Genomic DNA, 13,832 nt, shown 5'->3' on the forward strand with positions numbered 1-13,832 from the left:
TACGTCAAATGTACTGTCAAACCTGCAACACCGGCCACCAGCTTAGCATTACTGATGATGAGTTCTAGTATGGCCAGCGCCGCAACATTTCAAGTCAGCAACACCAACGACTCGGGTCCGGGCAGCCTGCGCCAAGCCGTATTGGATGCCAATATCAATCCAACGCCAGATGAAATCATTTTTGATTCCTCGATTGGTAACACAATTGCTTTGACCAGTGGCCCAATTGAGATCCGCGATGCACTCATAATTACCGGGCCAGGCGCTCAAAATCTCACTATTAATGCTGGGCACAGTTTCGATATATTCGATGTACCTGGCGGCTCAATATCTAATCCATATACAGTAAGCATCTCTAGCTTAACACTGGCTAATGGTGTAACAGCCATCGATGCGGATTCATATGGCGATGTGGAGCTTACGGTGGCAGACAGTGTTATCACTGGCAGCTCTGACACGGGCATCTATCTATCGGCGTATACTTGGTCTGCCTCACTCGCGGTTACCGATACAGTTATCACCAATAACGAAGAGTACGGCGTACTTGTTAGTGGTAGTCGTAACTCTGGCTATCATCAAGCAACTCTGGAAAGAACCAGCATCGTTGACAATACAGGCTACGGAGTAGTGAGTGTCGCTGCCCAAGTGGATGTCATCGATAGCGATCAAGCAACTCTGGAAAGAACCAGCATCGTTGACAATACAGGCTACGGAGTAGTGAGTGTCGCTGCCCAAGTGGATGTCATCGATAGCGTTGTCAGCGGCAATAGCACAGGATTAGGAGCGGCAGCTGATTACTACACCCCCGGCGTACTTTCAGTCTCGGAAACGACAATAACCAGCAATCTGTCCCATGGTGTACAGCTTTTTGATATTGGGAAGCTGACCTTAGAAAACTCAACGGTGGCTAGCAACGGCGGTGCGGGTGTCTATAGCCCTCCACCCGTGGGTTTATACGTAGCCCGAGCCAGTGCACACATTTTAGATAGCACCATTTCCGATAACAGCGCTGGTGGTGTGACGATGGATGCTATTTATAATGAAATCATTCTTGAAAATGCCACCATCTCCGGTAACCACAATGGGCCGGGGGTCCAATTTGATTTGACCTATGCCTATGAGAGTAGCCACATAACTAATAGCACTATCACGGGTAACGATTTGGGCGGTATCAATGACCTTACGTCTGCCTCTAACAGCCGAGAAATTGTGCTGGAAAATTCCGTTGTTGCAGAAAACGGCAGCGGTGATGACCTATTAGGCACCGGCACCTATACCGTACACCATTCGCTGATACAAAACCCAGGCACTGCCACACTTGTGGAACCGAGCCCCGGCTCAAATATTATTGGCGTAGCCCCGATGCTGGGTACGTTGCAAGACAATGGCGGTACCACGCTCACCCACGAGCTGCTGAGCGGTAGCCCTGCCATAGACCAGGGCGAAAACCTTAGCTGCTTAAACACAGACCAACGCGGTATAGTCAGGCCGCAGGATGGCGATAGCGATAATCTGGCTACCTGCGACATGGGTGCTTTTGAACTCGCCGGTTCTAGTACGTCAACGGGTGTAATTGGCGACCGCGTGTGGCGAGATATTAACGGCAACGGCGTGCAAGACACGAACGAACCAGGCTTAGCGGGTGTAGCCGTGAAATTACGGATTAACTGTGACGCCAATAATACCCTCACCGCTATTACAAATAGTAACGGTGACTTCCAATTCGATGGCTTAGGCGTGGGAACCTACCAGTTGGAATTTATCAAGCCTGATGGCTATAGTTTTAGCCCCTATATTGCCGCCGGCGACTACCGTATAGACAGCAATGCCGACCCAGCAACCGGGCTGGACCAATGCCGCTCGCTGAGCACTGGACAAAGCCGCCTGGCCTTGGATGCTGGGCTAGTACCGAGCCTCGCGGATGGCAGTGGTATCATGGGCAACTACGTTTGGAGTGACGACAACGGTGACGGCACACAGGACGCCACCGAACCCGGCCTAGCCGGCGTAACCGTGCGATTGCATATCGATTGCAACCCCACCACATGGTTGAGCACATTCACAGACGCCAATGGTGGCTTTATGTTTGATCGACTGCCGGTCAAAAATTATCGTTTAGAGTTCGTCGCTCCCGATGGCTTTACCTTCAGCCCGCCTATTGCCGCTGGCGACTATGACCGTGATAGTAACGCAGACCCAAACACCGGCAGAGATAAATGCCGAGCCATGCCGGAAGGACGAGAAAGGCTGGCATTAGATGCCGGGCTGGTTCCCTCTGGCTTAGAAAATTAGCCTCGACGATAGTTATATCAATAGCGCCCAAGGCTCAATAACTCACGGCTAAGCACTGCGTAAATTACTATGGCGAATTCGGCATCGGACCTAGGCACTCAGCCATTGCGCAGTGTTTTTACATCAACGCTGCTGGACATCTTTAAGCAGCTCAATATCAGCTTGGTTGTTTCAACCTACCAGGCTGGTAAAGTCATTTTGGTACGGCACGACCAAACGACAAACGCTATAAATACGCATTTTCGTAATTTCGCCAAACCCATGGGCATCGCTGTCAAGGATAACCGCTTGTGTATTGGCGGTACCAATACCGTGTGGGAATACCGCAACCTACCCGCTGTAGCCGCCAAGCTAGAACCGTCTGGCAAGCACGATGCCTGTTACCTACCCAGCAGCAGCCACATCACAGGGGATATTGACGTACACGAGATGGCGTGGAGCGAAGATAACCAACTCTGGTTAGTGAATACTCGGTTCGATTGTTTGTGCACCATCGATACAGAGCATAGCTTCACCCCTCGTTGGCGCCCCAGCTTTATATCTGCGTTAGCACCGGAAGACCGTTGCCACTTAAATGGTATGGCACTGGTTAATGGTAAACCCAAGTATGTAACGGCATTAGGCAAAAGTGACACAGCACAGGGTTGGCGCGATGGTCTGGCAAAGGGTGGCGTATTAATCGATATTGAAACCAACCAGACCTTACTGGCAGGCCTGTCAATGCCACACTCGCCGCGTTGGCATCAGGATTGTTTATGGTTACTTGAATCCGGTAAAGGAGCTTTAACGAAAGTCGATATTAACAGCGGCGCCAGTAGCGCTGTGGCCAATTTAAGCGGCTTTACTCGTGGTTTAGATTTTTATGGTCCCTTGGCTTTCATAGGATTATCTCAAGTGCGAGAAAGCGCTTCTTTTGGAGCCATACCCCTTGTGGCAGAAACAGAAGAACGCACTTGTGGAGTATGGGTGGTACACGTTGAAACCGGACAAACGCTGGGATTTCTGCGCTTTGAATCTGGGGTAGAAGAGATCTTCGACGTGCAAATTATTCCCCACAGCCGATTCCCGGAACTGCTGGAATGGGACGACCCCAAGGTCAATAGCTCTTACGTTATTCCTGAAGAGGCCTTGGCCAAGGTGTCGCCGTCATACTAAGAAACTACAATGAAGTCTTACTGGCACACCCACTCAAAAAACATCTTGCTGAGACATCCACTCAAAAGATAAATTTGCTTAGAGTAGGTGTCTCGATTAGTAGGCCGTCTAGTCCGAGTACTTGACGACTGGTGCGCCGAGTCTCCGGGCTATTACCTTTACTATCCCAGCCGGCGACAAAATACCCCGGCATTCCTAGCCTAACCAAGACACCCATACAAAAAAGCAATACTTTAATTTAAGGTGGGTGTCTCAACTAGAAAGAACTTAAGGTGGGTGTCTTAACTAGAGACATTGAGGGCTATGCTGGCCTCAGAGAGGATTTGAAAGGAACACGCTACCAAGCTAATAATCCCAAAATCGTATCAATGGGTATTGGTAAACAGGGCGTTAAAAGCGTAGTTAGTGGAGGCTTTGTCGTTAGCATTTTAATATCGGCTGGCTTTCACTCGGTTGATCAACTTCTAGATGATCAACGTACCTGGCATGATTTCGTCGGGGGGGTAGCAGTAGATGTAGCAGTCGCCGCAGTATCTTCTGGTATCGCTTGGGGAGCAGTCGGAACATATGTAGGCGGTGCGTCTGCAATGGTGGCCGTCGGTCCACTTCTTGCTATCGTTGCAGTCGGCACACTTGCTACTTTTTTTATTTCCAGAACAATTGATACCGAATCTCTCGCCGATATAATGGCCAACAGTCTAGAGACCTTGGAAGCTGGCATCAGATCTGAATTGGAATCTACTCGCAGAGAAATCAACAGAGTGGAAAAAGAGTATAAGTCAGATCCTCTGGGATTTCTCCATCGATTGTTTGGTATTCCCAGAGTTGGATTAAGCTCTGCACGTCGTTAAAAATCGTAATGCCTAACTCAAATGATAGTCCTTCAAAGCTAGGTATAGCATTACTTGTAACCGTTTTTGTCGGTTTATTGGTTGGCTATTACTTTCGTCTGTTCAAGGAATTATCCGCACTAAAATTGATTAAACTACAGGCTGCAGCTGTCAGTTTGGACTCTGCAGTTATCCCAATGCTAGTTTTTGTGCCGACCATTTTTGTTTTACTGGCGGGTTTTATCAGGCGATGGCAAGGAAAGTTGTCGGATAAAGAAACTACAAGCGGGTTAAGGTTTATCGTTTTCAGCCTACCTCTGTTTCTATTGGTATGGGGTGTTTATGGTTGGCACCAAAATCGTTGGCTAGATTCGGCACATTACCAGAAGTGCCAATTCTTAACAGGGTCTAGCTTTGGAGCTCCTTCTGTCTGGGTGCGGGAGGAACCTTACTGCATCCAGGGCGCACATAGGGTAAACAGCGAGCTTGTAGAGTGGGCAGGCCAGGAAGCGCGCGCTGGAAAAGATGTCAGCGTAGATGAGTTTAAAAATAAGATTGCCGAGCTAAACCAGCCTAAAGCGCGCTCTACGGTATCTCGAGCGCCGGGGGAGTAGCGTCCCGACAAAAACATCAGAAGCTTCAGAAGCTATCAAGACACCCACGCCTTAGTGGGCGTCTTGGCAAGAACCTGTTAGTGGGTGTCTTGGCAAGAACCGCTAAAGGTATTTATTGGCTTAATTTTACTCGGCTTTCCTGTCGCGCTGATTTTTGCTTGGGCGTTTGAGCTGACGCCCGAAGGTGTTAAGCTGACCGAGTCCGTCGCTGATGGCGAAAGCATCCATAAAGAGACAGGCAAAAAGCTCGAAATTGCTATCTTGGTTGGAATCGGGCTAATTGTCGCGCTGTTTGGTTACCAGCAGTTTACGGCTTCCGATTCTTCGGTCACAACCAATTCCGCCACTAATTATTCCGGCAATGGGCCCGCCGCGGGCGTAGGCGGCGATTCTATCGCAGTGCTTCCCTTCGTAGATCTCTCGCCAGATGGCGACCAGGAATATTTTTCTGATGGCATTTCTGAAGAAATCCTCAATGTTTTAGTGCGCATTCCGAAGCTGAAAGTAGCCGGTCGTACCTCTAGCTTCTCATTTAAAGGTAAAAATCAAGATCTACGGGACATAGGTGCGGCGCTCAATGTTGACCATGTTTTGGAGGGCAGCGTGCGCAAAGCTGGCGCTCGGTTGCGCATAACCGCCCAGTTAATTCGCTCCAATGATGGCTTTCATGTGTGGTCGGAAACCTACGACCGGGAATTAACCGATATCTTTGCCATTCAAGATGACATCGCCAAAAACGTGGCCGATGCCATGGCGAAATCACTGGGTATCGCTGCGGGCCAATCTCTAGTGGGTTCACGTACCGATGATCCCATCGCCTACGATAACTACCTCAAGGCACACGAACTCTATCGCCAGCGTGGCGAAGACAATTTGCGTAAGGCGCGAAATTTATTGGCGGATGCCATTGCCAGAGACCCAAACTTTGCCGACGCCTGGGCGGAGATGGGGCTGATCTTGGAGACTTACCCTTGGTACGTTACTGGGTATAGATATGACAACAGCGAATTGTGGGCATCTGCGCTAGACGCTGCAGAACAGATGGCTCGTCGTGCGTTGGCGATTGACCCGGAGAATGTGCAAGCCCTAAGCGTGCTGGGAGAAGCTTATACTCAGAGGCACGATTATGTGCGGGCGTTCGAATACTATGACCGAATAAGTGCCTTAGGCGCGAACATAGTTGTGTTAGGCCCTTGGGCGCAAACCTTGATTCAAGTGGGTTATTTTGACGAAGCCGAAAAAGTCGCCCGGGCTTCTGTGGCGGTGGACCCGCTAAATGCGATAGAGCAAAATTCGTTGGGCTGGTCGTTAGCCGTACAGGGCAGGTATGACGACGCCATGGCTGTGTGGAGTAATCATATCGATCGAGATACGGAATACCGCATCACCTTCCCTTACTTTAATTTAGCCCGTCTCTTCATTGTTTTGGGTCGGTATCAGGACGCCAACGACCTGATTGAACGAGTGTTTAAAAACAGCCCAAATTATTCCGAGAGCGAGCGTGAGCAAAACCTGGCGAGCATGGCCAATCTGCGCAAGTTGGCTGCTGGCGACCTAACACCGGATGAGTACGTAAAAATCGAAGGTGACCCGGTATTGGCCTATACTTCAGAGTCGCTGATTAAACAATTAAATGAACCGGCGCCAGCCGTAAAAAAACTTGAAGCGCTTTGGTTGAAAGATGATGTAGAACTAAAGCTGTTCATGCTCACCAACGACAGTTACGAAATTGCATTTCAGAATCCAACCTGGCAACAAGCGGTGCGCGATAGCGGCGTGTTAAAGCTCTGGCAAGCTCGTGGCTTTCCGTATTTTTGTGAGGCAAAAGGGGAAGACGATTTTCAATGCTATGCGGATCGCGTGCTTCGGAAGCAAACTTAAATTGAACCCGATCTCTGCGTCCAGGAACACCGCTTTGACTCACCAATTACCCAGTCATTTCAGTTTGTTGATAGGTGATAATTAATCCAGTGGCACTAGCTCGAAATCGACGAAATCTTCCCAGTTCTTAAACCACTGATAGAAAAGATCTATGTCATTGGACTCCATCAACTGGTAGCAGATATTGAGCTCTTTATTTACCCAAGAGTTAAGGTAGTAAAGCCCGCTGGGAAACATCCGACCCTTGGCGTCGTACCTTTCATAATTGGCCTCTAAACATCCTTCTTTAAACCGCTCTACAACCATGTACTTCTTCAATACCGAATTCCTCAGAAGTGTGTTCAAGTGTGATAAAGTACCAGCATATTCAGTACCTGTCTCTTTAAAAAAGATGTCTGTCCCACTGTAGAGCAGCAAGTCATCAGTTTTAAACGCCATGGTTTCTCATCGTATTTCGCCATTGTTCTGAGTTTTTTTACAGTCTGCCCCGGTTGCAGCTAAAGGTTGTTTTGTTCCTTGGTATTGTTCCGTTATCTGAGATGGGTGTCTTGCCAAGGAGAAGTTCTTGTCTAGAAATTTTGTGTACATCAATCATGCTTTTAGGTCCCCAATCAACAATCCAGCATTACCCTCAAGTTAATTGACCGCTAAGTTAACCAGCCAATTAATAAAAATATGCGCCTGTTGCTTTAACCTACCGACAGATATTAATCTTGAGGTTACGTTATATCTGTTTTGTTGACGCCGCAACGCTAGCCTATTTTGCTATTTTTATCGTCCTGCATTTCAACCCTTCCTAGAACCGCAGACTGGAGGCCGGTCAATCACATGTCTGATTCAGCCAATAAGCACGAAGACCAAACCATTGATACCCGTGATCTAAAAGAGTCGATGATAGAGATTGAAAGTCGGTTCTTAAAAATTGCTTCAATACAGACGATTCTATCCGTAGCAGCGGTTTTCACCGGTGTTATTGCACTCTACGCAGCCTTAGTGGAGTCCCACGCGGTACGCAAGCAAACCACCGCATCGGTATGGCCTTACGTACAAGCAATCACTCGAGATAACGACAACGGCGAGGCCGCCTATGTACGAATTTCGCTGAATAATGTTGGTGTTGGGCCTGCCAAAATGCAGCAGTTAGAGGTTCAGTACAAGGGCCAGGATATCGGTGGCTGGGAGCCTTTTATTGCGCAACTGGATAAAACAGCCAAGCTTGGTATTAACTACGGCAAGAGCGACGTTCAAGATAGGGTACTAGCCCCAAAAGAGACTCTGTTATTATTCCAGACAGATGAATACAAACTGGCCCAACTTCTCCAAAAGGCAATTGCTAACAATGAATTGGCCATCAGCTATTGTTACTGCTCTATTTTTGACGATTGTTGGCTTAAGCACCTGCCCGATTCTTCTGGCAACCAGCCAATAAAGGAGGTTGATCAATGCCCTACAGCTGCATATTCACTTTAGCGTAATAATGTAGGCGTCTTATTTTTTAGCGTTAGTTTTCAAATAATAATTGCAACATGCACAAGTAGTGCATGATAATCTTCATTTCTTCGTCATAAGTCTCGCGGGCCGATCACATATTTTCGTAATTTTTTGGCAGCGGTAATTGAGATTAAACAATGATTCTCCGCCGAGTGATCGAACATGTAAAAAATCAGCAGTGGATATCTGTTTTTCTTGATTTTTTAATTGTTGCTCTCGGTGTTTTTATTGGCTTCCAACTGGAATGACCAACGTGCGGTCTATAATAATCTTGTTGCGCAACTCGTGAATGTCGAATTAGAAATGTGCGAAAATATAAATCGATTGTCCGAATCTAACGATTACATGAAAAGCCAGGTGCAAAACCTCAGAGTATTGCGCGCCTTTATGGCAGCGCGAGACGAATCGATCTCCGACGATAAGATTTACTCCAATATATGGAGCAGCATCGTTATATACGCTATCAATATGCGCGAAACTGCAACTGAGGCCATGCAGTCCTCCGCCCTGTTTGTGAGAACTGCGGCGCCTGAACTCATCGACGCGTTGGCACGCTGGAATGATACTGTCAGAAGATTGCGCCGCGAGCAGGAAGACTGCCTTAGCTCACGCAACACACTTGTTATTCCGTATATCCTGGCGCACTTTCCTAACGGTTCAATGGCCCAAATCGTGCAGGCTGCCGCCGACTTCGTCGCGCCAAGTCAATATCGCCTCGACAGAAAGGCACTGGCCGGAAACTGGGAGTTCGATAATCGCATCGTGGCCCGCCAAGTCTGTGTAGTACAGGACCTCAGCAGCATCGAAGCCCCTTCCAGTCACGGCCATCGCATTATTGAATCCATTGCCTTGCAAAGGAAGTCGCAATGATTCTGCAACGCCTCGCCACCGCCATCCGCAAACAAGACTGGTTCACGGTGGTGATCGAAACACTCATCGTGGTGTTCGGTGTGTATCTTGGTATTCAGCTTGGCAACTTTAACGCGGCGCAGAATGCGAAGGCTGAAGAAGCGCGGATCATCGAGCGGCTGACCGAAGATTTTCAAAAACAGGAGGAAATCCTCATTCGCCGGGTCGAAATGGCACAGGGCTTCTTGCAGACGGTGGATGATTTGCAACGGCTTATTATAGCCGGCGAAGAGCCGGACGATTCCAAGGTCGTCAGCGATTTGCTCTACCGGCTAACTGGGACGCTGACCCGCGAGGCACCACCAGCGAGCTACGAAGAGCTCGTCTCTTCGGGAGGATTCTCACAGCTAAGCGATGCCGGCCTCAGAGCAGCGTTGTCCAATTACGGTCAGACCAATGAGCTTTGGGCCTATGTCGAGGGGCAACCGCTGGCGCTGATTGATCCGAACTCGGCACTGGCACAATCGATGTGGCTGTCGGAAGACTTTATGGCAGTAACAGAAACGATTGGAGAGCAGCCCAGGGTGGTGGTGTTCGAATATGACTGGGAAAAGCTCAAGGCTGCGCGCCCGGCGTTGGTCGGAATGGCTGCGTATTTTATAACGGGCCGGGTTCGTCATGAGCGAGATCTGGCCGCTGTGCGAATTGTTCTGAGTGCGCTGGAGGCCGTGGAGTGATCCTACAACGCCTAGCCACCGCCATCCGCAAACAAGACTGGTTCACGGTGGTGATCGAAACACTCATCGTTGTGTTCGGTGTGTATCTTGGTATTCAGCTCGGCAACTGGAATGCAGCCAGCAATGCCGCACGCGAGGAGACGGTCATTCTTGAACAACTTCACAGCCAGTTTGAAGATTTCGTCGCTATTACCGAAGTTCGGCTCGAGCAACAGAGAGACAGCCTCAGGGCGACGGACCAGCTGCTGGAGGTGATTGCCACCGGCAAAGAACCCGATGACCGCAACCTGATGATTAATATTCTGCAGCGTGCAGGGCGGCTCAAAGATGCGCCGACGGCGCCTACAACCTTGCTGGAGCTTATCTCTTCCGGCCGTCTGTCTGAGCTTTCATCGGCAACTCTGCGTGGCCAGCTCACGCAATTTCAACAACAGTTGGCTGAACATCGAAACATTGCGGCGATTGCATTACATCGCATTTCCGACCCAACCACAGGCCGGCATAAAGCGGTGATATCGAAACCCTACACTTTAGCCGAAGTCGTCGATTACAACTGGGAACTGATTCCGGAGATGCGCGCTGAACAGCAGGTGCTGCAAATCGGAAAATACCATCTCACCGAACAAATGGCGGGCCTAATCGAACTTGCCAAGGCGATCCTCTCTGAAATCGAGGCAGTGCAACCGTGATCCTCCGTCGCCTTACTCAGCACATCAAAGCCCAGAACTGGTTCGCCGTAGTTCTAGATTTTATTATCGTCGTCGTGGGTGTGTTTGTCGGCCTGCAGGTTTCCAATTGGAATGCCAGCAGGCAAGGCGAATTGAGCCGCGAGTATTATCTCGAACGGCTGGCCACCGATCTCTCCCAAACGATCGCTTTGTCAGAAAGCCTAGAAGAAAGCGCTTTAAAAAAGTCGGCGATCATCGAGCGATTTACGGTAGCATTGAACGACACAGAATCTCAAGCAGATGAACTGGTGGCGGCAACGCGGAGCTACCTGAGTGAAGGCACTCAGTTGATCGGGTTCGGCATAATCTGGGGCACCTATGAGGACTTGTCATCCACAGGTAACTTTTCTGTTCTGCAAAATCAAAAACTGGTCGAAAGGCTGATCAATCTCAGCACCTTTTTTGACTACATGGCCGATAGCTATCGCGTGAACAGCGACTGGATTTTGCCTTTCGACACGAGCCTAGCCAGTGAGTTCGACTGGATGCGATACGAAGACAAAACAGCGCAGCTCTTCCCGGTACTTACACTCGAAGAGCAATCGGCCGAAATCCGCGTAAATGCCACATTGCTGCGCCGCCATGCAGCGCTCCACCATTGGTTCCTCGATTATTCCGTGCGAGCAAACCAGGACAGTATCGCTAAATCCCGACAGGTTCTAGGCATGGTTCAAGGAGAAAGGGGAATCTTCAAATGATCCTCAGACGCCTTGCCAACGCCATTCGCAAGCAAGACTGGTTTACGGTTTTTATTGAAACGTTAATTGTGGTGTTTGGTGTTTATCTTGGTATTCAACTGGGTAACTGGAACTCCGACAGCGCAGCGACGCGCTCTGAGCGAGCGGTTCTCATGCAGCTGCACGGTGAGTTGATTGCGGCGAAAGTCCAAGTAGGACCGGAGGGTTTCTGGTATGTCGATGACTATCCAACCACAATGAAAGCACTTCTTACCGCCTTTTTTGATGGTGATAATAAACTGCCAGCAGGCGCGTTGTGCAATGCCGTGTCGACGTCACATGTTCTGCTGAACGTCGTTGGTGAATTGAGTGCAGTCAGTGAACTGATTTCGACGGGGCGCCTCAGCAGTATCACTGATCCTGAACTGCGAAGTGCTATCGCATCTTTTCATGAGCTGAGCACCAGAAAAAAAGACCGCCTGCCAGAACTGAGCGCGAGGACAAATATGTTGCCCAACCTATTTCCTAATTATTTCTCACTGCGGGCCATCTGGGATGACACGCAGGGCCAGGTTAGGTGGACCTCCAAGTGCGATATCGAAGCGATGCAGGCCGACCAAAGCTTCCGCAATCTTTTGGCGATCAATGCGGATGCCTACGATGGCTGGTACAGAATGTTCATCGACAGGACCGACAAAGGAACTGGATGTGCTGCACGCGCATACCGACAGGGTTCTGGGCATCGTGCATGACGAGGCGGTGGAATGATACTCCAACGCCTTGCCAATGCCATTCGGAAACAAGACTGGTTTACCGTCGTAATCGAGACCTTGATCGTGGTGTTTGGTGTGTATCTTGGTATCCAGTTGGGTAACTGGAATACAGCGCGGAATGCGAAGGCAGATGAACAGAGGATTATTGAGCGGCTCACGCTCGACTTTATATCGCAGGAAAAACTGGTGCTGGACTATATCGACATGGCGCAGGCAATGCTCGCGGATATCGACGAACTGGCCACACTACTGGAAATGGACCAGCCGCCAGAGGATAGCAATCGCGTAAAGCGGATACTCGTCAATATGTTTGGCGTTAGCACAAAAGTAGCGCCGCCGCCGAGCTTTGACGAACTCGTCGCCTCGGGCGGATTTACTCAACTCAGCTCCATCCCACTTAGGCACGCACTCGCGAAATACGGGCAGACCAATTCGCTCTGGGTTTATGTAGAGAATCGGTCAGCAGCGGTGAAGGAACCGCAGTCGCCGCTGGTTCGAGCGCTGCAATATCGGCCAGGCTATCTAGGGTCTGGGGATGAGATCAATAGTCTTATTTACGACTGGGAAAAACTGAAGCAGGCAAAGCCGGATCTGCTTCTTGTTATCATCAATCTCGTCCAGGCGCTCGACCGCCATCAGAAAGACCTTGCGGCGGTACGCAATGTCCTAGACGCATTGGAGCGTGAACAATGATCCTCCAGCGTCTTGCCTTCGCAATTGGTAAACAGGATTGGTTCACGGTGGTTATCAAAAGTAAGTAATCAAGACACCAACAGAAAAGAATACAGGGACCGACTTTAAGGTGGGTGTCTCAGTTAGAAGAAATAGGTGTCTCAGTTAGAAGAAATACGCTACAGCGAGGCTGAAATACTTTCTGCCAAGCTTGTGGCTGGCCTGTCAATCAGCTTGCTAAGGGTTTTACTGCTATCTGCCAAAGCGCCTTCGGCAGCGCATGCGTCGGAATCCGCCAGAATCTCTGCAAAAGGTTGGGGTAGGCCCGCCACCGTGGTTAAGAACTCTAGGTAGCTCTCTTTGGATTGGTTTTGGTACTGCACCGGCTTGCCGCTTTGGCGGGCGATTTCTGCCGCGAAATCCGCTAGGGTGTATGCCTCATCGCCGGCTAGCTCATAGGTTTTGCCTGCATGGCCCTGGGTGGTTAGCACCACTGCGGCAGCCTCTGCGTAATCTACACGGCTGGCGGTGTTAAGGCGGCCTTCACCGGCGGCACCCACCACAGCACCAGTGGCCACAGCCGTGGCGGCGCCCTGGGTGTAGTTTTCGGTATACCAGCCATTGCGCAATATCACCGCTTGAATGCCAGAATCCTTAATCATTTGCTCTGTTTCTTTATGCTCCTGGGCCAAGATCATGGGCGATGTATCTGCCCTCAGAAGGCTGGTGTACACCAGCAGCTCCACGCCGCTGTCTTTGGCTGCATTGATCACGGCCTTGTGCTGGCTTGCCCGGCTTCCAACTTCACTACTAGAGATAAGCAAGAGCTTGGTAACCCCAATTAATGCGTCTCTTACCGTGGCAGGTTGGTTGTAATCAGCGTGCCGCGCCTCTACACCAAGGCTTGTTACTACTTCCTCGTTTTTCTGCTGGCGAACTAGCCCAACGATGGTTTCCTCCGGTGTTTTTGCTTGCAATGCCTTCAATACGAGCTGGCCTAACTGACCATTGGCGCCGGTAACTGCAATCATGTCTTTTGTCCTCTGCTATCTATTCAGTTGTGTTGCTGGATATGCAGGGGATTATGGGCCACAATTTAAGCCATCATAAGTGGGTACAATTGGAATAGGGAG

The 13,832-nt window shown here is 49.8% G+C and carries 14 protein-coding genes; 12 read left to right on the forward strand and 2 right to left on the reverse strand.

The genetic code is table 11. The annotated features are described in order from the left end of the window. The first annotated feature begins 54 nt into the window (after positions 1–54). The 5 genes from ACGHM3_RS24340 (at position 55) to ACGHM3_RS24360 (ending at position 6,772) form a co-directional block, all read left to right on the forward strand. Entirely contained in the window at positions 55–2,292 is a 2,238-nt protein-coding gene (locus ACGHM3_RS24340) for an SdrD B-like domain-containing protein (protein ID WP_345420742.1), read from the forward strand. A gap of 69 nt (positions 2,293–2,361) precedes the next feature. Next, on the forward strand, positions 2,362–3,447 hold the full coding sequence (locus ACGHM3_RS24345; RefSeq protein WP_345420739.1) for a TIGR03032 family protein: 1,086 nt from the start codon (positions 2,362–2,364) through the stop codon (positions 3,445–3,447). 272 nt (positions 3,448–3,719) lie between these two features. Further along, a complete protein-coding gene (locus tag ACGHM3_RS24350; protein WP_345420736.1) occupies positions 3,720–4,298 on the forward strand; it encodes a hypothetical protein in 579 nt (192 codons plus the stop codon). 8 nt (positions 4,299–4,306) lie between these two features. Continuing rightward, complete coding sequence (locus ACGHM3_RS24355; protein ID WP_390517718.1) at positions 4,307–4,891, forward strand: hypothetical protein; 585 nt, start codon at positions 4,307–4,309, stop codon at positions 4,889–4,891. An 84-nt stretch (positions 4,892–4,975) separates the two neighbouring features. Next, positions 4,976–6,772: a tetratricopeptide repeat protein gene (locus tag ACGHM3_RS24360; RefSeq protein WP_345420727.1), complete on the forward strand. Its 1,797-nt coding sequence runs from the start codon at positions 4,976–4,978 to the stop codon at positions 6,770–6,772. An 81-nt stretch (positions 6,773–6,853) separates the two neighbouring features. Here ACGHM3_RS24360 and ACGHM3_RS24365 read toward each other — a convergent pair whose 3' ends face one another. After that, positions 6,854–7,090 (reverse strand): DUF3303 family protein, encoded by a 237-nt coding sequence (locus ACGHM3_RS24365; protein ID WP_345420724.1) that lies wholly within the window; start codon positions 7,088–7,090, stop codon positions 6,854–6,856. 510 nt (positions 7,091–7,600) lie between these two features. On the opposite strand from ACGHM3_RS24365, the gene ACGHM3_RS24370 reads away from it, so the two are divergent. From ACGHM3_RS24370 to ACGHM3_RS24400, 7 genes are all read left to right on the forward strand, one after another. Further along, positions 7,601–8,242: a hypothetical protein gene (locus tag ACGHM3_RS24370; RefSeq protein ID WP_345420721.1), complete on the forward strand. Its 642-nt coding sequence runs from the start codon at positions 7,601–7,603 to the stop codon at positions 8,240–8,242. A gap of 324 nt (positions 8,243–8,566) precedes the next feature. Further along, the gene (locus tag ACGHM3_RS24375) at positions 8,567–9,133 is read left to right on the forward strand and encodes a hypothetical protein (protein WP_345420718.1); all 567 of its coding nucleotides are present in this window, start codon (positions 8,567–8,569) and stop codon (positions 9,131–9,133) included. Then, a complete protein-coding gene (locus tag ACGHM3_RS24380; RefSeq protein ID WP_345420715.1) occupies positions 9,130–9,849 on the forward strand; it encodes a hypothetical protein in 720 nt (239 codons plus the stop codon). The genes ACGHM3_RS24375 and ACGHM3_RS24380 overlap by 4 nt, the downstream gene beginning before the upstream one ends. Next, positions 9,846–10,538: a DUF6090 family protein gene (locus tag ACGHM3_RS24385; protein ID WP_345420712.1), complete on the forward strand. Its 693-nt coding sequence runs from the start codon at positions 9,846–9,848 to the stop codon at positions 10,536–10,538. Before ACGHM3_RS24380 ends, ACGHM3_RS24385 begins: the two co-directional genes overlap by 4 nt. Beyond that, positions 10,535–11,275 (forward strand): hypothetical protein, encoded by a 741-nt coding sequence (locus tag ACGHM3_RS24390; RefSeq protein WP_345420708.1) that lies wholly within the window; start codon positions 10,535–10,537, stop codon positions 11,273–11,275. Before ACGHM3_RS24385 ends, ACGHM3_RS24390 begins: the two co-directional genes overlap by 4 nt. Beyond that, positions 11,272–12,006, forward strand: a complete 735-nt coding sequence (locus tag ACGHM3_RS24395; RefSeq protein WP_345420705.1) for a hypothetical protein — start codon at positions 11,272–11,274, stop codon at positions 12,004–12,006. The genes ACGHM3_RS24390 and ACGHM3_RS24395 overlap by 4 nt, the downstream gene beginning before the upstream one ends. A 12-nt stretch (positions 12,007–12,018) precedes the next feature. Then, complete coding sequence (locus ACGHM3_RS24400) at positions 12,019–12,720, forward strand: hypothetical protein (protein WP_345420702.1); 702 nt, start codon at positions 12,019–12,021, stop codon at positions 12,718–12,720. Positions 12,721–12,878: 158 nt separating this feature from the next. Here the strand turns inward: ACGHM3_RS24400 and ACGHM3_RS24405 are convergent, their stop codons facing one another. Then, positions 12,879–13,730 carry an SDR family oxidoreductase gene (locus ACGHM3_RS24405; protein WP_345420699.1) on the reverse strand — a complete coding sequence of 284 codons (852 nt, stop codon included), beginning with the start codon at positions 13,728–13,730 and terminating at the stop codon, positions 12,879–12,881. Positions 13,731–13,832: the final 102 nt, after the last annotated feature.

Source organism: Halioxenophilus aromaticivorans (genome assembly GCF_042850945.1).
GTDB lineage: Bacteria > Pseudomonadota > Gammaproteobacteria > Pseudomonadales > Cellvibrionaceae > Halioxenophilus > Halioxenophilus aromaticivorans.

Excerpts from the sequence above, each read along its gene's own strand:
- ACGHM3_RS24340 (WP_345420742.1), top strand. The coding sequence starts at position 55 with ATGATGAGTTCTAGTATGGCCAGCGCCGCAACATTTCAAGTCAGCAAC.
- ACGHM3_RS24345 (WP_345420739.1), top strand. The coding sequence starts at position 2,362 with ATGGCGAATTCGGCATCGGACCTAGGCACTCAGCCATTGCGCAGTGTT.
- ACGHM3_RS24355 (WP_390517718.1), top strand. The coding sequence starts at position 4,307 with ATGCCTAACTCAAATGATAGTCCTTCAAAGCTAGGTATAGCATTACTT.
- ACGHM3_RS24370 (WP_345420721.1), top strand. The coding sequence starts at position 7,601 with ATGTCTGATTCAGCCAATAAGCACGAAGACCAAACCATTGATACCCGT.
- ACGHM3_RS24375 (WP_345420718.1), top strand. The coding sequence starts at position 8,567 with ATGTGCGAAAATATAAATCGATTGTCCGAATCTAACGATTACATGAAA.
- ACGHM3_RS24380 (WP_345420715.1), top strand. The coding sequence starts at position 9,130 with ATGATTCTGCAACGCCTCGCCACCGCCATCCGCAAACAAGACTGGTTC.
- ACGHM3_RS24395 (WP_345420705.1), top strand. The coding sequence starts at position 11,272 with ATGATCCTCAGACGCCTTGCCAACGCCATTCGCAAGCAAGACTGGTTT.
- ACGHM3_RS24400 (WP_345420702.1), top strand. The coding sequence starts at position 12,019 with ATGATACTCCAACGCCTTGCCAATGCCATTCGGAAACAAGACTGGTTT.
- ACGHM3_RS24405 (WP_345420699.1), bottom strand. The coding sequence starts at position 13,730 with ATGATTGCAGTTACCGGCGCCAATGGTCAGTTAGGCCAGCTCGTATTG.